This window comes from Gluconacetobacter takamatsuzukensis, assembly GCF_014174275.1.
Lineage (GTDB): Bacteria > Pseudomonadota > Alphaproteobacteria > Acetobacterales > Acetobacteraceae > Gluconacetobacter > Gluconacetobacter takamatsuzukensis.
In genome coordinates this window covers 129723-148985 of the sequence record NZ_JABEQK010000009.1, presented here as the reverse complement: position 1 = coordinate 148985, position 19263 = coordinate 129723, and the positions used below count along the sequence as shown (strand labels likewise).

Annotated in this window: 17 protein-coding genes and 1 tRNA gene; 9 read left to right on the top strand and 9 right to left on the bottom strand. The window is 65.0% G+C overall.

What is annotated here, in order from left to right:
• The first annotated feature begins 25 nt into the window (after nt 1-25).
• Both HLH27_RS12650 and HLH27_RS12645 read left to right on the top strand, forming a co-directional pair.
• Nucleotides 26-2518 carry a circularly permuted type 2 ATP-grasp protein gene (locus HLH27_RS12650; RefSeq protein WP_246375856.1) on the top strand — a complete coding sequence of 831 codons (2493 nt, stop codon included), beginning with the start codon at nt 26-28 and terminating at the stop codon, nt 2516-2518.
• Nucleotides 2515-3432: a transglutaminase family protein gene (locus HLH27_RS12645; RefSeq protein ID WP_182950387.1), complete on the top strand. Its 918-nt coding sequence runs from the start codon at nt 2515-2517 to the stop codon at nt 3430-3432. The genes HLH27_RS12650 and HLH27_RS12645 overlap by 4 nt, the downstream gene beginning before the upstream one ends.
• Nucleotides 3433-3439: 7 nt before the next feature.
• Here the strand turns inward: HLH27_RS12645 and HLH27_RS12640 are convergent, their stop codons facing one another.
• Nucleotides 3440-3595: a hypothetical protein gene (locus HLH27_RS12640; RefSeq protein ID WP_220790404.1), complete on the bottom strand. Its 156-nt coding sequence runs from the start codon at nt 3593-3595 to the stop codon at nt 3440-3442.
• Between the two features lie 237 nt (nt 3596-3832).
• Here HLH27_RS12640 and panC point away from each other — a divergent pair, with 237 nt between their 5' ends.
• Nucleotides 3833-4714 (top strand): pantoate--beta-alanine ligase, encoded by an 882-nt coding sequence (panC, locus tag HLH27_RS12635; protein ID WP_246375855.1) that lies wholly within the window; start codon nt 3833-3835, stop codon nt 4712-4714.
• A 101-nt stretch (nt 4715-4815) separates the two neighbouring features.
• Here panC and HLH27_RS12630 read toward each other — a convergent pair whose 3' ends face one another.
• From HLH27_RS12630 to HLH27_RS12620, 3 genes are all read right to left on the bottom strand, one after another.
• A complete protein-coding gene (locus HLH27_RS12630) occupies nt 4816-5007 on the bottom strand; it encodes a Trm112 family protein (RefSeq protein ID WP_182950386.1) in 192 nt (63 codons plus the stop codon).
• Nucleotides 5008-5047: 40 nt separating this feature from the next.
• A complete protein-coding gene (locus HLH27_RS12625) occupies nt 5048-5707 on the bottom strand; it encodes an LON peptidase substrate-binding domain-containing protein (RefSeq protein ID WP_182950421.1) in 660 nt (219 codons plus the stop codon).
• Nucleotides 5708-5777: 70 nt separating this feature from the next.
• Complete coding sequence (locus HLH27_RS12620; RefSeq protein WP_182950385.1) at nt 5778-6776, bottom strand: tetratricopeptide repeat protein; 999 nt, start codon at nt 6774-6776, stop codon at nt 5778-5780.
• Nucleotides 6777-6970: 194 nt separating this feature from the next.
• Between HLH27_RS12620 and HLH27_RS12615 the strand changes: the two genes are divergently transcribed.
• Nucleotides 6971-7045, top strand: a tRNA-Gly gene (locus tag HLH27_RS12615).
• 244 nt (nt 7046-7289) lie between these two features.
• On the opposite strand, the gene HLH27_RS12610 is transcribed toward HLH27_RS12615, so the two are convergent.
• The 5 genes from HLH27_RS12610 to exbB form a co-directional block, all read right to left on the bottom strand.
• Nucleotides 7290-10547, bottom strand: coding sequence for an efflux RND transporter permease subunit (locus tag HLH27_RS12610; RefSeq protein WP_182950384.1), 3258 nt, complete (start codon nt 10545-10547; stop codon nt 7290-7292).
• A gap of 102 nt (nt 10548-10649) precedes the next feature.
• Complete coding sequence (locus HLH27_RS12605) at nt 10650-11021, bottom strand: hypothetical protein (RefSeq protein ID WP_246375853.1); 372 nt, start codon at nt 11019-11021, stop codon at nt 10650-10652.
• 187 nt (nt 11022-11208) lie between these two features.
• A complete protein-coding gene (locus HLH27_RS12600; RefSeq protein ID WP_338029900.1) occupies nt 11209-12081 on the bottom strand; it encodes an energy transducer TonB family protein in 873 nt (290 codons plus the stop codon).
• Complete coding sequence (exbD, locus tag HLH27_RS12595) at nt 12078-12590, bottom strand: TonB system transport protein ExbD (RefSeq protein ID WP_182950383.1); 513 nt, start codon at nt 12588-12590, stop codon at nt 12078-12080. The genes HLH27_RS12600 and exbD overlap by 4 nt, the downstream gene beginning before the upstream one ends.
• 5 nt (nt 12591-12595) lie before the next feature.
• Entirely contained in the window at nt 12596-13348 is a 753-nt protein-coding gene (gene exbB, locus HLH27_RS12590; protein ID WP_182950382.1) for a tonB-system energizer ExbB, read from the bottom strand.
• A 176-nt stretch (nt 13349-13524) separates the two neighbouring features.
• Here exbB and HLH27_RS12585 point away from each other — a divergent pair, with 176 nt between their 5' ends.
• The 5 genes from HLH27_RS12585 to HLH27_RS12565 all read left to right on the top strand — a co-directional run bounded on the left by HLH27_RS12585 (nt 13525) and on the right by HLH27_RS12565 (nt 19260).
• The gene (locus HLH27_RS12585; RefSeq protein WP_182950381.1) at nt 13525-14208 is read left to right on the top strand and encodes a Fe2+-dependent dioxygenase; all 684 of its coding nucleotides are present in this window, start codon (nt 13525-13527) and stop codon (nt 14206-14208) included.
• A 157-nt stretch (nt 14209-14365) separates the two neighbouring features.
• Entirely contained in the window at nt 14366-16654 is a 2289-nt protein-coding gene (locus HLH27_RS12580) for a TonB-dependent receptor (RefSeq protein ID WP_182950380.1), read from the top strand.
• The gene (locus HLH27_RS12575; RefSeq protein ID WP_182950379.1) at nt 16654-17349 is read left to right on the top strand and encodes a tetratricopeptide repeat protein; all 696 of its coding nucleotides are present in this window, start codon (nt 16654-16656) and stop codon (nt 17347-17349) included. Before HLH27_RS12580 ends, HLH27_RS12575 begins: the two co-directional genes overlap by 1 nt.
• A 14-nt stretch (nt 17350-17363) precedes the next feature.
• The gene (locus HLH27_RS12570; RefSeq protein ID WP_220790403.1) at nt 17364-17978 is read left to right on the top strand and encodes a DUF4405 domain-containing protein; all 615 of its coding nucleotides are present in this window, start codon (nt 17364-17366) and stop codon (nt 17976-17978) included.
• Nucleotides 17979-18738: 760 nt separating this feature from the next.
• Nucleotides 18739-19260: an RNA polymerase sigma factor gene (locus HLH27_RS12565; protein ID WP_338029899.1), complete on the top strand. Its 522-nt coding sequence runs from the start codon at nt 18739-18741 to the stop codon at nt 19258-19260.
• The last annotated feature ends 3 nt before the right edge of the window (nt 19261-19263 follow it).

The following is a 19263-nucleotide window of genomic DNA, read 5'->3' as shown; positions in this document are numbered from 1 at the left end:
GCCCATACAACCATGCATCATGAACATGGCGCCCATCCCTGTTGACGAGATGGTTGACGGTCATGGCGGCGTCCGGCCTCATTGGCGTCGCCTGCTTGGCGCGATCAGCGATCTCGGCCATCGTGAACTGCTGGAACGCGGCAGGCAGATGGCGCGTGCCCTGCACGACCAGACCGGCCCCATCGAAGGTGCCGCCGCCGGATGCGACCCGGTTCCGCTGCTGCTGACCGCGCAGGAATTTGCCCGCCTTTCGGAAGGGGTGGTGCAGCGTGCCCGCGTGCTGGAGGCGACGCTGCGTGATCTGTACGGGCCGCGCGCCCTGCTGGCGGATGGGATGCTGCCGCCGGCCCTGGTCTATCCGGCGCCGGGCTTTCTGCGCATGGGAGGGCCGGTTTCGGGCGCGTTCCTGAATTTCTATGCGGTGGACCTGATTCGCGGCCCGGATGGCGCGTGGCATGTGGCGGCCGACCGGGTGGCGCGTGCCAACGGCATCGGCCAGGCGCTGGAAAACCGGCGGCAGATGACCCGGACGCTGCCGGAACTGTTCGCGGGGCGCGAGGTCCAGCCTTTGTCGCCTTTCTTCGATGCCTGGCAGGACAGCCTGCATCGGCTGGCCGGGCTGCCGGACCGCAATCCCGGCCTGGCGCTGCTGACGCCGGGGCCGCGCGGCACGTTGTGGGCGGAGCATGTGATCCTGGCACGGGAGCTGGGCTGCGTGCTGGCCGAGGCCGGCGACCTGGCGGTGCGCGACGGCATGCTGTGGCTGAAGACGGTGCGCGGCCTGCGGCGGGTGGACGTGCTGCTGTTGCGCCAGGACGGGTGGACGGTCGACCCCCTGGAACTGGAGGGTGGCAGCACGCCCGGCATTGCCGGACTGCTGGATGCGGCGCGCGGCGGCGCGGTCCATCTGGTGAACCATCCGGCATCGGGCTTGGTCGAAGCCCCGGGCCTGGCCGCGTTCATGCCGGCCCTGGCCCGACGCCTGATCGGCGAAGAGCTGAAACTGCCCGACGTGCCGGCGCTCTGGCCGGCGCACCATGGGGTCGACGCCCTGCTGGCGGGGGACCGGAGCCGCTGGTGGCTGCGGGACAGCGCCTGTACCCGGGGGGCGTCCTGCCGCCTGGACCGTGCGAAGGACAGCGTGCTGGCCGCCCTGCGGCGCACCCCGGACCGGTTTGTGGCTGTCGAGGCGCTGGCGCCGTCGGTGATGCCGGCGATCCGGCCGGCCGGGATCGAGCCCGGGGCGATCGTGCTGCGCCTGTTCGCATTGTTCGACGGCGGCGGCTGGCAGGTCATGCCGGGCGGCATGGCGCGCCTGCTGCCCGATTCCGACCTGCCGCCCGGCGGCCCCATGGATCGCGCGCGCGGTGGCCACAGCATCACCAAGGATGTGTGGGTGACGGTCGAGGACAGCCGGAACCTGGTCGGTATCGCCGCCCCGCCCATGCCGGTCCTGACTATTCGGCGGGGGCAGGGAGATCTGCCCAGCCGGGCGGCCGACGATTTCTACTGGCTTGGCCGCTATCTTGAACAACTGGAGGATGCCGGGCGCGTCCTGCGCGTGCTGACGCGCCGGGTCGGCCGGATCGACGGGTCGCCGCGCGAGCGGGCGGAGCTGGAAACCGTGCTGCGCCTGGCGGTCCAGATCGGCCTGTTGCAGGACGAAAGCATGGCCGGCGCGGGTTTTGCGACCCAGGTGCGGGCGCTGGCCGCCGTCACGCTCGATGCCGGCATGCCCCAGCGGCTTCTGTCCGAAATCGCCCGGGTGTCGGCGGGATTGCGGGACCGGATGACGGTCGAGACCTTCGAGACCATCGTCCAGGGCACCGATGCGCTGCGCAGCCAGTTGCGCGATGCGCGGGTGACGGGTGATGCCGGGCGCACGCTGGAGCGCGTGGGGCGCGTGACCGACAGCCTGCTGCGCTATGGCGCGACGATTTCCGGCCTGACGGCGGAAAACATGGTGCGCAGCGGTGGCCGGCAATTCCTGGAACTGGGCCGCCGGATCGAGCGGGCCGGCGCGATCCTGGCATCGATGGCGCTGATCCTGCGCCAGAAGGATGTCTCGCAGCGCGGCCGGATGGAGGGGGCGTTGCGGCTGATGCTGGAACTCAGCGATTGCGCCATTACCTATCGGTCGCGCTATTTCGCGGTTTTCCAGCCGGCTCCGGTGCTGGACCTGCTGCTGCTGGACGGCGGCAATCCGCGCGGGGTGGCCAGCCAGATGGCGATGGTGGCCGAGGCGCTGGCCGATCTGGACCCCAGCGACGGAACGGGCCTGGCCGGTGCTGCAGGCATGGTCATGGAGCGTTTGCACGGGGTGGTGGACGATGTCCTGTCGGCGCCGCAGCAGGATGCCGCGGCGGCGGCGCTGCCGGAGCGGCTGCTGGATATCCATGCCGGGCTGCGCGACCTGGGCCAGCAGATCGCACGGCGGTATTTCGTCGTCCTGACTTCGCCGCGCGCGGTTGGGGGCTTGCGGGGCGTCGATCGTGGCGAGGCACCGGACGAATCATGATCTATCGCGTTCGCCACCTGACCCGGTACGCCTATGGCAGTCCGGTCGACCTGGCTGCCCATATCGTGCATGTGACGCCGCGCGACCTGCCGGGGCAGAGCGTGCGCTGGACCCGGCTGGAGGTGACGCCGCCGCCGGTGCGGCGGGTGGATGGCGTCGATTATTTCGGCAACCTGATCGCCTGGCTGTATCACGAGGCCCCGCACAGCAGCTTCGATGTGCTGGCCGAATCGGAGGTGGAGGTGGCGTTTGCTCCGCCGCCGCCCGAGGATGCCACCCTGTCATGGGAGGATCTGGCCGCCCTTGCGCGCGCGGGGGGCGCGTCGGCATGGCAGGTGGCGGAGTTTCTGTTCGACAGCCCGATGTGCGCGGCCAATGCGGCGGCGGGCGATTATGCGGCCTTGTCGTTCACCCCCGGCCGGTCGGTCCTGGCCGCGCTGCTGGACTTGAATGCGCGGATCTACACCGATTTCCGCTTTCGTGCCGGGGTGACGACGCTGTCGACCCCGGTCGAGCAGGTCCTGGCCCGGCGCGAGGGTGTGTGCCAGGATTTCACGCATCTGATGATCAGCGCGCTGCGCTGGATCGGCGTGCCGGCGCGCTACATGTCCGGCTATATCCGCACCCGCCCCCCGCCGGGGCAGGCGCGACGGCTGGGCTCCGACCAGTCCCACGCCTGGGTCGGGGCATGGCTGGGGCCGGCTCATGGCTGGATCGGGCTGGACCCCACCAATGGCATCGTGATGCGCGACGAGCATGTCGTGCTGGGCTGGGGGCGCGATTATGCTGACATCAGCCCGGTGCATGGGCTGATCTTGGGGGGCGGCAACGACAAGCTGAAGGTGGGCGTGGACCTGGTGCCTGCCGACGAGTGGGAAGACGTGCCGTCCGAGCCGATCGACGACACGCCCTGATTCTGGGTCAGTGGGTGGCGGAGGTCTTCAGCCCGGCTTCGAAGCCCTGGCTCTGCCAGACTTCCTTCTGGGTCTTCGGAGGGTGCTTGTGCTTGCCCCCGCCACAGGCCGCGACCGAGAGAACGAGGGCCGCCAGGCCAATAAAGCGCATCGTCTGGAGCAAAGGGGGCCTCCTGCCTAGTATCCGCTCAGCGGAGACTGGATAAAAAGAATATCCTGGTCGCCTGCCGGCCTGCGAAATTCATGCACGAATTTCGTCCGAAGGACACCGGACCGGGCGCGTTCATAGCAGAAATTCCCGCTCACGCGGAAGAGATGGCGCCGGGCTTTCCTTGTCGGGGAAACGGGCCGATATAACCGGTCGGAACGATTCACGTCACGAAACGGGCGGCAGGACAGCATGCTGGAAACTCTGACCATGGACATGCGGACGGTGCATGCCGTCACCGATCTGCGGCATGCGGTGCGCGGCTGGAAGCGGGCCGGGCTGACGGTTGGGCTGGTGCCCACCATGGGCGCGCTGCATGACGGGCATTTGAGCCTTGTGCGCGCGGCCCTGCGCGGGACCGACCGGGTGATCGTCTCGATCTTCGTCAATCCGACCCAGTTCGATAATCCGGAGGACCTCGAAACCTATCCGCGCGTCATGGAGGCGGATGCGCGCCTGCTGGCGGAAGCGGGTGCGCACGTGCTGTACGCGCCGACGGTGGCGGAGATGTATCCGCTCGGCTTCGCGACCACCATATCGGTGCGCGGTGTGTCGGAAGGCCTGTGCGGGGCCCATCGCCCCGGCCATTTCGACGGGGTCGCGACCGTGGTGTGCAAGCTGTTCCTGCAGAGCCAGGCCGATGCGGCCTTCTTCGGCGAGAAGGATTTCCAGCAGGTGCATGTCGTCCGCCGGATGGCCGCCGACCTGGACATTCCGATCCGGGTGGAAGCCTGTCCGACCCGGCGCGAGGCCGACGGGTTGGCGATGTCGTCGCGCAACCGGCGACTGGTGGTGCCCGGCGACCGGGATCGCGCGCGGGTGCTGCCACTGGCGCTGGGCGATGCGGCGCGGGCCATCGCCGGCGGCCAGCCTGTGGGCACGGTTCTGGCCGCGACGCGCGAACGCCTGCTGGCCGGCGGGTTCAGCAATGTCGAGTATCTGGAATTGCGGCGCGAAGCGGATCTGGCGCCGTTGGCGCGCCTCGACGGCCAGCGGGCGCGGTTGCTGGTGGCCGCCTGGCTGGCTGGGGTCCGGCTGATCGACAATGTGCCGGTTTCGGTCGCCGGGGTTTAGGCGCGGCCGTTCAAGGTCAGGGCGCTGCCCTGAAACCCGCCAAAGGGCAGTCCCCTCCGTTGGCATTCCATCGGCCGTTCCGGCCGACGGAACGCGGGGATTCAGGCGTCGATTGCGCGGGCTTCGTCGGGCAGCATGATGGGGATGCCGTCGCGGATCGGGAAGGCCAGGCCGGCCTGGCGGCTGATCAGTTCGCCGGCTTCGCGATCATAGATCAGCGGGCCCTTGGTGACGGGGCAGACCAGGATCGACAGCAGGCGCGGGTCCAGAGGGGGCTGGGCGGTTTCGGTCATCGGCTGGTCTCCTGTAGGCATGGCTGGTTGCTGGGATGCTTCATACCGGTGGGTGAGATGCATCGTCGTCGGGTTCGTGTCCAGCCAGTTCCAGCAGCGTCTGCAATGTCCGCGCCCGGTCGTTCAGCGAGGCGGATTCGAGCAGGGCCTGCTTTTCGGCGGCGGGGAAGGGGCAGATCATCGGCAGGGTGATCAGAAGCGTCTCGTCGTCCATCTGGTCGATCACGTTCCAGCGCGTGCCGAATCCCCGCATGCTGCAATAGCGCCGCAGCGCCGTGAGCATGCGGCTGCGATCGAAATAGAGGTCGGCGCTGTCGGTCAGGTCGCTGGCGAAGGACGAGGCGTCGATTCGGGCCCGGCGGTAGCCGCGATGCAGGCCGGTTTCGCGCAGCAGCCGGAACCGGGCCAGGCCGGTCAGGGTGACGGCATAGGTGCCGTCGGCGCGTTCGGTCAGCGAGGTGATGCGGCCGACGGCGCCGATATCGTAGAGCGGCGGAAACTGATCCTCGCCGTCCTCGTCTTCCATCGTGTCGTCGCGCGGTTGGATCATGCCGATCAAGCGGGTTCCGGCCAGGGCGTCCTCGAGCAGCGCGATGTAGCGTGGCTCGAAGACATTCAGCGGCAGTTTGCCCCGGGGCAGCAGCAGGACCTCGCGCAACGGGAACAATCCCAGTTCGGCTGGCATGTCCGCCAGTGTCATGTCCCGCAGGCGCGGGACGGCACGCGGAATGTCGTCGTCGATCAATGCGGGCAGGCCTTGGGGGCGCACGTCATGAAAACAGGAGCGAGGACATGCGGCGCCGTGCCTGCAGGGTCGCCGGATCGTCGTGGCCCCAGGCTTCGAACAGCCGGATCAGTTGCAGCCGTGCGGCGTCGTCATTCCAGCCACGATCCTGCCGCATGATGGTCAGCAATTCATCGGCGGCTTCCTGCCGCAGGCCTGCCGCGTTCAGCGCCGCCGCCAGTTCGTAGCGGGCGGCGTGGTCGGCCGGATTGGCGGCCAGGCGCCGGCGAAGATCCTCGGCGGCTTCGGCGGCCTTGCGGCCCTCGCGCTTCAGGTCCAGGGCGGCGCGGGCGCCGGTGATTTCGGCGTGATCGGCGATCTTGGGCGGGACGTCGGCCAGGGCGGCTTCGGCGGCTTCCTCATCGCCCATCGCGATCAGGGCGCGGGTCAGGCCGCCCCAGGCGGCCGGGTTCTCGGGCTCGATCTCGATGGTCTGGGAATAGAGACCGGCTGCTTCCTCCGCGCTGCCGGCGTCCAGCGCCGCGCGGGCGGCGGCGAGCAGGTCGGCGGCTGGCATGGTGCCGCCCCCGGCGGCCTGCAGCAGGCCCTCGACGAAACGCTTGATCTCGCTTTCGGGCTGCGCGCCCTGGAACAGGTCGAGAATCTGGCCCTGCCAGAAGGCCGCGACCAGCGGAATCGATTGCAGCGGCAGCCCGACCTGCGTCAGCTGCTGGGCCAGGGCACGGTTGGCGTCGATATCGATCTTGACCAGCTTGACCCGGCCGCCGGCCGAACGGACGATTTTTTCCAGAACCGGCGTCAGCTGCTTGCACGGCCCGCACCAGGTGGCCCAGAAATCGACGAGGACCGGCATGGTGCGGCTGGCTTCCAGCACGTCCTGCATGAACGTGTCCTGGTTGCCATCGACGATCATCCCGGCGTCGTTGCCTGCGGCTGCGGTTCCCATTGCCGGGGCCCCTGCTTCGTCAACCAGGCCGCCTGCCGGGCGCTGGGCTGCGCGGGACTGACCGATGATGTACTCCATGAAAACCGATCCTGCCTGTTTTTATCATGCTCTACCGCCGGGTACGGCCCGGCCTCGTGCTGAGCCTAACATTGTCATCGTCGACCTGTCCCACAAGCGGCAATGCACCCCGGACATAAAAAACACGGAAGATGATTTTCCCCCCTTGTCAGCCGATCGGCTTTCCCTTAAACCCCCGTTCACCGACGCGGTGAGCGGGCGTAGCTCAGGGGTAGAGCACAACCTTGCCAAGGTTGGGGTCGTGGGTTCGAATCCCATCGCCCGCTCCAGATTTTCCTAGGAAAATCAGTCGGTTAAAGACGGTCCTTCGGGGCCGTTTTTTGTTTGCAGCGTGTCGCGACGCAGGAATGTAAGCATTTTGTAAGCAGCCTGACGCAAGTCGGGTGCGGCTTCGGCGTAGCGAGCGAGTGAGCGAATCCGTTTGCTATATCCGTGAAAGCGACAATGCTTCCCCCCTTTAGAGAGGCATCAGATACGCCACGCGCCAGGCAGCACCGTGCGTGCTCCATAAGGCTACGGATATGGCAACTCTGAACGTCTTCTCTGGGAAGGCCGAGCGAGCGCCGCGATTTTTGCTACCAACAGATAAAGTGCCGGCGTGGTGAGCATGGTCTGGACCTGGCTGACAATCAGCCCCCCGATCAGCGCGATCCCCAGCGGCCGGCGCAGTTCCATCCCGTAGCCGTCCGTCAGCACCAAGGGCAGGGCGCCCAGCGCCGCAGCACAGGTCGTCATTACGATCGGCCGCAACCGCAGCATACAGGCGTCACGGATTGCGGCTCGTGGCGTCATGCCGCGTTCCCGCTCAGCCAGCACCGCGAAATCTACCAGCAGGATGGCATTCTTCAGCGAGATACCGGTCAGCAGCAGCATGGCGACCGTCGCCATGCCCGAGAACGGCAACCCGAATAGATCCAGCGCCATCACCGCACCAATCCCGGCCGACGGAACGGTCGAGAGAATGGTCAGCGGATGGAATGGGCTCTCATAAAGAATGCCCAGCGTGAGATAGACCGCAATCACGGCGCCGATGATCAGCATCTCGCTGTCGCGCGTGCTCCTGCCCGCGTCGCCCTCATCCCCTTGCAGCACACCGCTGACTTGCGCCGGCAGATGCAGCCGCAGACTCTCCTGGTCGATGACCGCCTGCGCCTGTTCCAGCGTCACGCCAGGGGCGAGCGTCAGCGCAATGGGTGCCGAACTGGCATAACCGAGATGGGTGATGCTGGCCGGATCACGCGTCGGCGTCAGCGTCGCCACCACGGAGAGCGGTACCAGCGTCTCTGCTCCCGTGGCCACCGCCGAGCCGGTCGAAGCCGTGACACCGCCCGCAAGGGAGTTGGCAACCTGGTTGCGGAACGCCGTCGCCGAGGCGGAGGAAGACGCGCTGCCCGTCGACGAGGTGACGACCCGGATCGTATTGGATGCGGCGCTGCCTGATGCCGAACCGCCCGAGGGGCTGACCCAGAACTGGCGCAGCATGTCGGGATCGTGCAGGAACCGGTCCTGCAGGGTCATGACCACGTCATACTGGCCGCGCCAGGTGTAGACGACCGAGGCCGAAATCTGTCCGAACGCATCCGAGATCGTCGAGCCGATCACCTGCGGTGTGACGCCGACACGGGCCGCGACATCGCGATTGATCGTCATCGACAGGCTCTCGCCGGGAGGATCGCCGTCCTCGTCGACCTCGGCAAATTCCGCATGCTCCCGCAGGGCACGCGCCAGGCGCTTCGCCGCCGGTCCGGGCAGATGGTCATCGTCGCTGCGCAGGATGTAGCTGACACTGGAACTGCTCGCACCAACCCGCATCATCAGATTGCCCGGCGTCTGAGCATGGTATTCGCCATGGCGTTCATGCCGCATTCTTGCCGCCGCATGCAGGGCAATGGTGGTGGCGCTCTCCCGTCGCGCCGCCATGTCGGCGAGTGTTGCGAACACCATGCCGTGGCTCGATCCCTCCGAGGTATCGAGATAGGCAATGACATGGGTCACGCCCGGATCGGACAGCAGAACCTGGCTGAAGCGCGTGATACGGCCCTTGGTGTCCTCCAGCGTGCTGGCCTCTGCCCGCGAGCCGCCCGAGACGATGCCGATATCCTGCTTCGGGAACACGATCTTGGGCATGCGCACAAACAGCACCACGCCGACAATCAGCGTCAGGGGCAGCAGCGACGCTGTCCAGCCGGGACGGGCAAGACAGACATCGAGGATACGCGCATAGGACCGACCGCCGCCTGGCATCCCTTTCGGTGATGATGCCCGCCCTGGCCCTTCCTTCCCGCGCTGTTCGACAAGGCGCAGACACAGGGCTGTCAGGCACGGGGTGACGATGCAGGACAGCACCAGCGACACCGTTACCGCGATGCCGACCGTGCCGGCGAACTCCCCGAACAGTCGTCCCGTCGGCCCCGGTGCCAGGCCGATGGGCGCGAAGACGGCCAGAACCGAGATCGTGATCGACAGCAGGGTGAACACCACCTCGCTGGCTCCCGTAATCGCTGCGTCCTCAATGGACTTGCCGAGATCGCGATGGCGGATGATGTTCTCGATCACCACGATGGCGTCGTCCGCCACCAGCCCGGTCACCACCGTCAGGGCCATGAGGGAGAGATTGTCGAGCCCGAAGCCCGCCAGATGCATCGGCCCGAGGCTGGCGATCAGGCAGCATGGTACGATGATGACCGCCGCGAGTGACGCCGTGACGGAACGCAGGAACACCCACACCACGCCGAGCGCCAGCACACAGGACAGCAGCAGCGTGACCAGCGTGTGGTGCAGCGAGGAGCGGATCACCACCGAACCGTCGCGGGCGACGGCAATCTCGGCCCCCAGCGGCATGGCCGCGCGCAGGGCCGGCAGCCGCGCCTTCACCGCATCGACAATCCCGACCAGATTGGCGCCGGGCTGGGCACGGACCATCAGTGTGAGCGCCGGTTTGCCGTCGAAGAAGGCGGCCGCGTTCACGTCCTGCATGCTGTCGGTGACGGTGGCCACATCTCTGAGCCGAACCGGTCGCCCGCTCCTGTAGGCAATGACCAGATCCTGATATTCTGCCGCGCGTTCGGCCTGATCATTGACGGCAAGTTGGTAGCGCTGTCCACTCGCATCGATCACGCCTTTGGGGGTATGGGCATTGGCCGAAGCCAGGGCAGCGCGCAGATCCTCGAAGCCGAGCCCGTATTTGAAGAAGGCCAGCGGATTCATCGCCACCCGCACCGCGGGTGCCGAGCTGCCCAGCAGCTTCACGTCGCCCACGCCGGGCACCTGGAGCAGCATGGGGCGCAGGGTGACGTTCACCACATCATACAGGCGCGATAGGGGCTGCATGCCCGGCGTGACGGCGAGGATCAGCACCGGCGTCGCATTCGGGTTGGCCCGATGATAGCTGGGGTCCGAACCCGGTGTTTTCGGCAGATCGGCCCGTGCCGCCCGGATGGCGGCCTCGACATCGCGGGCTGCGCCATTGAGATCGCGGCCGACCTCGAAACCCAGCGAGATTTCCGTTTCGCCGCGCGTGGAGGTCGATTCCATCTGCGTCACCCCGGCGATGGTGCCGAGGCGGCGCTCCAGCGGTGTCGCGACCGTGCGTGCCATGATTTCGGGCGTGCCGCCGGCCTGTTCGGCCGAAACCGAAATCACCGGCAGGCTGACATCGGGCAGGTCTGAGACCGGCAGATGGGGCAGCGTCATCAGGCCCGACAGCACGCCGGAGAGCAGCAGCAGGAGGGTCGCCACCGGGCGAAGGACAAACCAGGCGATGAATTTCAAGGAAGATGTCCCGTCCCTGCGGGAGAGTTCACTCTAGTAAGACGATCGAGTGCCGCGTTTTTTCAGCGCCAACACGACGAAAAGGGTGCGAACGAGCTGTTTTTATATGCTCCGCTCGTCGCCGGCGGGCGCCACCGTAATGGCCGCACTTTTAAGGGCCAGGCCATATTCGGCTGCGGCGGCATGCAGCAGCGCGGCGATTTCGGGCGAGCGGACGGGAATATGCCGGCCTGTCTCGGCATTGACGAACGTAATGGCCGGGGACGTTTCCCGGCGCGTGGAGGCGATACGGTAGCGCCAGACCCGGTCCACCCCGACATCGCACCGCAACACGTTGTGTTCAACCAGCAGGTTGAGGTTGCGCTGGAGGGATCCCTGGCTAGGCGCATGCCCATCCACCATCGCCGCAAGCGCTTTCCAGATTTCGACGGCCGTCGCCCCATTTCCGGCTTCCAGAATGCCATGCAGCAGCACCCGACGCAGGTCCGGTCATCTTCAGTCCGGTGTCCCGGCAGCGCTCTTCCAGTTGGCGGACCTGCCTGCGGCTGGCGCCCATGCCGGGGCGGATCTGATGTACGTCAGGGGAAGAGCGGCGATGTTCGGGGAAAGCAAGCGTGGCGATGATCCTGTCACGATCGGAGAAAAGGAATGCCCAGAAACCTCAGTTCCTGTCGGCATGGATGTAGAACTCGACGGGGACGGTCAGCGTAATGGGATCGCCCTGAACACTGTCCGGCGGGACGGGCAGCGGCTGGGCGCGTTTGGGCAGCGCAATCGCTTCCTGGTCCAGCAGCGCGTGGCCGGAACTGCTCGCCAGCGTCACTGAAAGCACATGACCCTTGCGGTCCATGGAGAAGGTGACGGTGGGCACGCCTTCCTGACGGTCGGCCATGGCGTCGGATGGGTAGCGCTTGAATTTTTCCAGTTGAGCCAGCAGCGCGCCCTGCCAGGTCACCGGGTCGTGCGACGCATGGGCCGATGACGAACCGGGTGCAGGGGCTGCCTGTGTGGGTGCGGGTGGTGCTTCTGATGACGGCGGCGCGGTCGTGGCCTCAGCCGGTGGCGTCTTGTCCGGGATCGGCTTTTTCAACTGCGGGACCGGCTTGCTCTTTTTGACCACCTTGCGCGGCTTTTCCGGTTTGGGAACCGGGACCGGCGGATTGGGCGCAGGCGATGGCGGGGCCGTGATCTTGGGCGGCTCGACCGGTGCCGGATCGGGAATGGACTGCGTCTGTTGGGGACCAATGGGCGCATCCGCCGGCGGGATAGCTGTCGAGACCGGTTCAGGGGCCATGTCGATCGCAATCGCCGCAGGAGGCGGTTCCGGCACGGCCATCACTGCCGGCGGCAAACGCATGATCCACCACACAGCACTGCCACTGACCGCCAGAACGGCGAGAAAAGACAGGCCCCAGCGAATGGCGTCGTCCCGTCGGGCCAGCCGCAACTGTCCGCGCTGCCAGTCAGCGAAGGAAAGAGGCAGCCTTCCTGCCCCTTCCGTCACCACCGATCCGGTGTCAGCCGTGGCGCTCACGGCGTGCCTTCGGGTGTGGGCGCAGTGGCAGCTGGTGTCGCAGAGGGCGCGCCGCCGCCTGTTGGTACTGGCGTCGTCCCGGCTTCGCTGCCTTCTTCCTGTCCCTGAAGATTCACGAGTGCGACCTTGAGGTAGCCAGCGGAGCGCATCTTATCCATCACGCCCATCAGTGTGCCGTAATCGACTGTTTTGTCAGCTCGCAGGAAGATGCGTGCGTCCTTGTTGCCCTTGGTCGCGGTTTCCAGCGCGCCCGCCAGACCATCCATCGTGATGTCGTCTTCCCCCAGCGCCAGACCGTGATCGGCCTTGACGGTCAGGAACACCGGATCGTCTGGGCGCGGTGCCGGCTTTTCGGTGGAGGACGGCAGGTCCACCGGCACGTTCACAGTGGTCAGCGGAGCGGTCACCATGAAGATCACCAGCAGAACCAGCATCACGTCGATGAACGGTGTGACATTGATCTCGCTGGCCTCATGCGGGTTTTCATCGGTGTGGCGGATGCGGATCATGCCGCCTATTCCCCGGCCACCGCGCGAGCATCACGCGATTTACCCAGATGCACGACCTGTCCGCTATTGGTCAGCACCCGCATACGACCGAGATCACGCGAGACAAGACGCATCACCAGCGCGGTGAGGTCGGCCACCTGCGCGCGGCAGGATGCCGTCTGGCGCGCAAGATGGTTGTAAATCACCACCGCCGGGATGGCAGCGACCAGACCCAGCGCGGTGGCCAGCAGGGCCTCGGCGATGCCGGGGGCGACGACGGCGAGGCTGGTGGCCTTGCTCGCCGCGATGCCGGTGAAGGAGGTCATGATGCCCCAGACGGTGCCGAACAGGCCGATGAAGGGCGAGGTAGCGCCGATGGTGGCCAGCAGGCCGGTGCCGCGCATCAGGCGGCGGCCCTCGGCGGCCTCCAACCGCTCCAGATGCAGGACGATACGCTCCTTCAGGCCCTCATGGTCGTCGGGAATGTCATGCGACCGGGAGCGTTCTTCCTCGGCCGCCGCGACAAAGATATGCGCGATGCCATGCGTGGCCCGGCTCCGCTCTTCGGCAAGCAGCAGCGATCCCGCTTCGGCCAGGTCGTGTTCATCGCGATCGAGGCGCCGCTTCAGGCGGAAGAACTCGATGGATTTCGCAAGAAACACCGTCCAGCTCACCACGGACGCCAAGGCCAGAAGCGACATGACCATACGGACAACCGGGCCGGCATTGAGAAACATCTCCCAGGGAGAAAAAGACATCGCGGCGGGCAATGGGGACATGGTGGCGAATGACCTTCGGGTAGGGCGGGTCGTGACGCGCAGGCCAGGCAGCACACACGGTCCGACACGAATCTGACCAACGATATGGCTTATCCGCACGGAATATGCAACTAAGAGTCGATCGCATTACAGGACAACACGATGTCGTTTTGTATCAATTATTGCAGGAAAGATAAATGTTGTTACATATCCCGCGGATCCTGACACAAGACGAACTGACGCATTGCCGTCGGGTACTGGACGCGGCCGATTGGATCGACGGCAAGGTGACGGCCGGCGATCAGTCCGCCAAGGCCAAGGTTAATCTCCAGGTGCCGCAGACATCCGATACCGGCAGGGAATTGGGAACGCTGGTGCTGCGGGCCCTGGCCCGAAACGACCTCTTCACCAGCGCGGCATTGCCGCTGCGCGTCTTTCCGCCCCTGTTCAATCGCTACGATACCGGGATGTATTTCGATGCTCATGTCGACAATGCGATTCGTCCTGATCCTGAAAGCGGTTTTCGTATCCGTACCGACGTTTCCTCCACGCTGTTCCTGACCGACCCGGACGAGTATGACGGTGGGGAACTGGTCATAGCGGACACATATGGCACGCACGAGGTCAAGCTGCCGGCGGGCGATCTTGTCCTCTATCCCGCGACCAGCCTGCACAGCGTGCGGCGCATTACCCGCGGTAGCCGCTGGGCATCGTTCTTCTGGACGCAATCGATGGTAAAAGATGATGGCTGCCGTGCGATTCTCCACGAATTCGATCGGTCGATCATCACTGCCCGGCAGGCCTTGGGCGATGGCAATCCGGCCATTCTGGGCCTGACCGCCACATATCACAATCTCGTCCGTAGATGGTCCGAACTGTGATGAATCCGCAACATCCATGACCGTAAATCGTGCAGACGGCAGTTTCGACATATTTTGTAATTGAGAATGGATATCATTTGCATATAAGGCACCCTGTCTGGAAAAACAGAGTCTCGTTAATGAATGCGGGTATTCCGTCCCGCCGAGTGAGGTGACAATGGATCGGTCTGATCGCGCCAGTTTCCCGGTAAAGCATTTCGGGATGGCGATTATGGTGGGTGTGACAGCTGGCATCGGGCTGATGGACGGCGAGGCCGATGCCCAGGAGCTGAAGACGGAACCGGAAGCGACGGACACCGCCATCAAGCTTCCCGCCGTCCGTGTCCGGGGCGAGGACACCGCGCACGACATTCCCAACACGAACGAACTGACGCTCGATGTCAGCCGCATGCCGACATCGGTGCGCGAGACGCCGCAGGTAATCAATGTCGTCCCGCAGGAGATCATCAAGGAACAGCGGCTCTATACGCTGGACCAGGCGCTGTCGAACGTGCCGGGGATCACGCTGTCGACCGGCGAGGGGCGCGGCGGCCTGAACGGCGACCAGTTCCGCATTCGCGGCCAGCAGGCACGCGGCGATATCTATACCGACGGACTGAAGGATTTCGGCACCTACACGCGGGATATTTTCGATATCGAGAATGTCGAGGTCATCAAGGGCCCGGCCGGCGAATATTTCGGCGCCGCCAATCTCGGCGGCCTGATCAATGAATCGCTGAAAAAGGCCCATGCGGGAAATTCATATAATTACGACCAGGCCTTCGGCAGCGCCTCGCTGTATCGCGGGCAGGCCGACGTCAATTACCAGATCAACGACAATGTCGCCCTGCGCGTCAACGGCATGTATAATCAGAGCGGCGTGCAGGACCGGGATTACGTCTTCTCCAACCGCTACGGGGCGGCGGTCGATCTCGGCGTCGGCCTGCACAGCAAGACCTCCTGGCACCTGAACTGGCGCTGGCTGCATACCGACAGCATCCCCGATTACGGCGTGCCGATGATCCTGATGCCCAACGGTATCTACCGCCCGATCACCAGCGAGGGCCTGAATCGCGACACTACCTACGCGCGCAGCGCCGACCGCGACAATTCCGATATCCACAGCGTGACCTCCTCGGTAAAGTCGGAAATCGCGTCCTGGTTCACCCTGACCAACAATACGCGCCTGACCAAATACGAGCGCAATTACGCCTCGACCACGCCCTCCGCATGCAGTACCGCCGCCTGCGTCAGCCAGTTCCTCGCCGGCGGTAATCCGGCCCTGACCTATGGCGCGGGCGGCGGCGCCGCCTATCTGTCGAAGGGCTGGGGTGCGGAAAACGTGCTGATGGGCAATGCCCGCTTTCACACCGGCTTCGTCAAGCACGACCTCAAATTCGGCGTGGACGTCAATTACCAGGATGAAAACCGCTATGTCGGGACCTGGTACGGCCGTACCAATACCCAGACCATCCGCAATACCGCCCATTCGTCGAATGGCGCCTATATCCTGTTCCCGAATTCCCAGATGGCGAATTCCGACGAGCGTGATGTCGGCCTGTTCATGTCGGATCATATCCAGCTGACGAAACAGCTCGCCCTGTTCGGCTCGGTGCGGTGGGATGCGTTCCAGTCCACCTTCGCCGGCTATCAATTGGCGGCAACCCCCCTGTCGCGGCAGAAGCAGAATGCCGACCGCTGGAGCCCGTCGGCTAGCATCGTCTATTCGCCTTTCGAAACCTCGTCCTTCTATTTCACCTTCTCGCGGTCCTACAAGCCGATCGGCACCGACGTCTCGTCGCAGGTGACGATCCTCGCCAGCGACACGCCGCAGAACGGCGCCGACTTCAAGCCGCAGCGCAGCGACCTGTTCGAATTCGGCAACAAGACCGATTTCTTCAACAAGCGCCTGGGCATGACCATCGCGTTCTTCCAGATCAGCCAGAACAATTCGTACTATTACGATGAAAGCGGCGATGTCGTCACGGGCTTCAGCGACTCCGGCGTCGGCCTGCGCACCCGGGGCGTCGAGCTGGGCCTGACCGGAAAGATCACGAAAAACTGGGATATCTACGGCTCCTATTCCTATATGGACGGCCGCATCACCCATAGCGCGAGCTATGACGGCAACCAGGCGCCGGGTGTCTCGCACAATAATTTCTCGCTCTGGACCTCCTATGATCTCTCCGATCACCTGCTCGGCCAGGGCTGGGGGCATCTCAAGGTCGCGGGCGGCGCGCAATATGCGTCCGGCTACTGGGCCAATGGCGATTTCGCCAATACGGCACGCATTCCCTACCAGTTTTCCCTCAACGGCATGCTGTCGTGGGAAATGAAGCACTACCGCGTGTCGTTCAACGCCAACAACCTCACCGATCACCTGAACTACGCGTCCTCGTTCAGTTCCAGCCGTGCCGTTCCGGGCCCCGGCCGGTCCTTCATCGGCAATATCGGCCTGACCTTCTGATGAAAGCCGATCTGTTGGGGAGGGAATCCTCCCTCCCCGGCAAGCGCCCGGATATGGTGGAGGTCCAGTTGCTGCTGGGCCAGGTCCATCTGGACCAGGGGGATTTCCCCCGTGCGTTCCAGATGTTCGCCATCGCCGCGCGCAGCGGCCGGCCACGTGCCCTCAACATGCTCGGCCGCGCTTACGAGCGCGGCTGGGGTGTCGTGCGTAACATCCCGCGCGCCCTCGATTATTTCACCGCCGCGTCACAGGGCGGCGATGGCTGGGCCGATTTCAATCTGGGCGATCTCTATCTTGCCGGCGACGGCGTGCCACGCGATGCCGGTCGCGCCTATGGCCATTATCTGCGCGCCTCCCGCCACGGCGTCGCCAAGGCCCTGAACATGCTGGGCCTGCTGCACGAGCAGGGCACCCCCCACGGGCCGGACCCCGATGGCGCGCGCCAGTTTTTCCAGGCAGCGGCGGAGGCCGGCGATTGCTGGGCCTGCCTCAATATGGGGCGTCTGTGCCTGGAGCGGGACGCGCCCCAGGACGCGGCGCGGTGGTTCGAACGCTCCCTGCCGCTGGGCTTTCCGCAATACTGGCAGGCGCTGGAAACGGTGCTGGCGGATGTCGAAGGCGAGGACTTCCGGCCGATCCGGGCCGAGGCCCGCCGTCGCCGGATCTGTATCGATAACATTCCAGCTTCATCATGAAAGACACCTCTCCGATGTCAGCCGATTCGTCTGCCCCGTCCGGTCCGGCCGTGTCCGTCCGGCCGCGCCGGCCCTTCACGGTTTTCATGAACCGCTACGGCACGCCCCTGACCACCGGGTTCTTTCTCGTCTCCACGGTGACGGGCGTAGCTTTGTTCTTTCACTGGGGGCCGGGGGCGTTTCACCCGATGCATGAATGGCTCAGCATGGTGCTGCTGGTGCCGTTCGTCCTGCACATGGTGAAGAACTGGAATTCCCTGCTGAATTACGCCCGTCGCGGCTGGCTGTATGTGCCGCTGCTGATCGCGTTGCTGGCCAGCGCCTATTTCTTCCTCGCCCCCTCAACGGGTGGCAAGGGGGGCAACAGGCAGCTCGCCTTCCGTGTGGTCAGCCTGGTGACCAGCGCCCCGCTCGGCCAGATCGCGCCCCTGTTTGGCATCGATGCGGACGAAGCGCTGCGTCGCCTCCATGCGCAGAACCTCCAGGTCACGTCCGACAGCCAGGCGATTGATGCCATCGCCCTCGCGAACAGCCGTACGACGAACGACGTGCTGGCGGCCCTGATGCGCGCACCGGGTGGCGAGCAGGCGCATGCTCAGCGCCACGTACAGCTCGATCCGGAGCACTGATGGCGAACTCGCTATCCGTCGAGCAACACATGGATTGATCTGCCTCGGTTCGTTTCGTTCTCTTGGACATCGACTACGGTGCGGCTCTTTCCTTATTATGACTGATGTACAGCCCAGCGCCGGGTACAGGGGCGAGGGGAACGATGGATTTGGAGCCTGTTCTCCTGTTCTGCGCCACGCTCGGTGCAGGAGCCGTGGGGGCTTGCCTCTGGCAGCCTGCCCCGCCTGCGGTGCGACCGCCTGTCCGGGAACCGGCAGCGATTGCACTGGATCTGGTTGCGCCGGAAAGCGGCCTCCCCATCCATGCCAAGACTTTGGCGGCGTCGGAAGACCGCAAGCGTGTGCCCAATGCGAAACGGGCACTGTCACCACCCGTCAATGAATGCCCCTGATGAACCATCTCGGCCGCTCTCGATCTTGGAGCGATCGCCGTGCTTGTAACAGGCCTCGTCGTCTGGCTTGGCAAGCGCAAGGTTGCATTGGTCGGTCTCCATGGACACGGGAAGGCAGCGAGGCAGGTCCGACTCCCGCTCCGGCCAGTGGTACGCTCGCCATGACTCCTGTGCGGGGAAGCATTCCGTGAGTCTTACCGAAGATGTTGCCCAGCACGGAAAGATTCCAGCTTCACGGTTGAAAACAGGCAATCAGCGGCTTGCCGCCGGAACGCGAACCGGGTAACGATCGAAGATGATAATGATTTGCAAGTTCGCTCTCTGCAAGAGGGCTGGGTTGTTCGGAGATCGGTCAAGGCACTGAAATTGTGGATTCCCTGGAACAGACGGGTTCGGTGGTGTCCCTGTACACCACGCATCAGAGGGCATTGCTGAAATACGCCAACAGTCTGGTCAGCGACCGATCGGAGGCGGAGGACATTGTACAAGAGGCATGGCTGCGCTTCGCGCGGATCGTTGCCGATATCTGGCCGGCCGATCCCTTGCGCTATCTCTATCGTATCGTGCGCAACCTTGCCATCGACTACCGTCGCCAGAAGGCACGTGAAGGCGTGGTTCTTGAGAGTAGCCTTCCCGAAACAGCGGCTTCGACCGTAACAGACGGCGAGGTGCCGCTCGACCAGGCCATGCGCGACAGGGATGCCGTCGAAGCGGTGAGGGCGGTAATGGCCGAGATGCCGGAGCAGATGCGGATCGCTTTCGAGATGCACCGTTTTGGCGGTAGCAAGCTGCGCGAGATCGCTGCGTTCCTCAATATTTCGGTATCAATGGCACATGTCCTGGTATCGGAGGCAGTCGGGCGGTGTCGCCGGCGTGTCGATTGGCCATGAGAG

Excerpts from the sequence above, each read along its gene's own strand:
- exbD (WP_182950383.1), bottom strand. The coding sequence starts at position 12,590 with ATGATCCGCATCCGCCACACCGATGAAAACCCGCATGAGGCCAGCGAG.
- HLH27_RS12580 (WP_182950380.1), top strand. The coding sequence starts at position 14,366 with ATGGATCGGTCTGATCGCGCCAGTTTCCCGGTAAAGCATTTCGGGATG.
- HLH27_RS12645 (WP_182950387.1), top strand. The coding sequence starts at position 2,515 with ATGATCTATCGCGTTCGCCACCTGACCCGGTACGCCTATGGCAGTCCG.
- HLH27_RS12570 (WP_220790403.1), top strand. The coding sequence starts at position 17,364 with ATGTCAGCCGATTCGTCTGCCCCGTCCGGTCCGGCCGTGTCCGTCCGG.
- HLH27_RS12585 (WP_182950381.1), top strand. The coding sequence starts at position 13,525 with ATGTTGTTACATATCCCGCGGATCCTGACACAAGACGAACTGACGCAT.
- HLH27_RS12625 (WP_182950421.1), bottom strand. The coding sequence starts at position 5,707 with ATGACACTGGCGGACATGCCAGCCGAACTGGGATTGTTCCCGTTGCGC.
- HLH27_RS12630 (WP_182950386.1), bottom strand. The coding sequence starts at position 5,007 with ATGACCGAAACCGCCCAGCCCCCTCTGGACCCGCGCCTGCTGTCGATC.
- HLH27_RS12620 (WP_182950385.1), bottom strand. The coding sequence starts at position 6,776 with ATGGAGTACATCATCGGTCAGTCCCGCGCAGCCCAGCGCCCGGCAGGC.
- HLH27_RS12650 (WP_246375856.1), top strand. The coding sequence starts at position 26 with ATGGCGCCCATCCCTGTTGACGAGATGGTTGACGGTCATGGCGGCGTC.
- exbB (WP_182950382.1), bottom strand. The coding sequence starts at position 13,348 with ATGTCCCCATTGCCCGCCGCGATGTCTTTTTCTCCCTGGGAGATGTTT.
- panC (WP_246375855.1), top strand. The coding sequence starts at position 3,833 with ATGCTGGAAACTCTGACCATGGACATGCGGACGGTGCATGCCGTCACC.
- HLH27_RS12575 (WP_182950379.1), top strand. The coding sequence starts at position 16,654 with ATGAAAGCCGATCTGTTGGGGAGGGAATCCTCCCTCCCCGGCAAGCGC.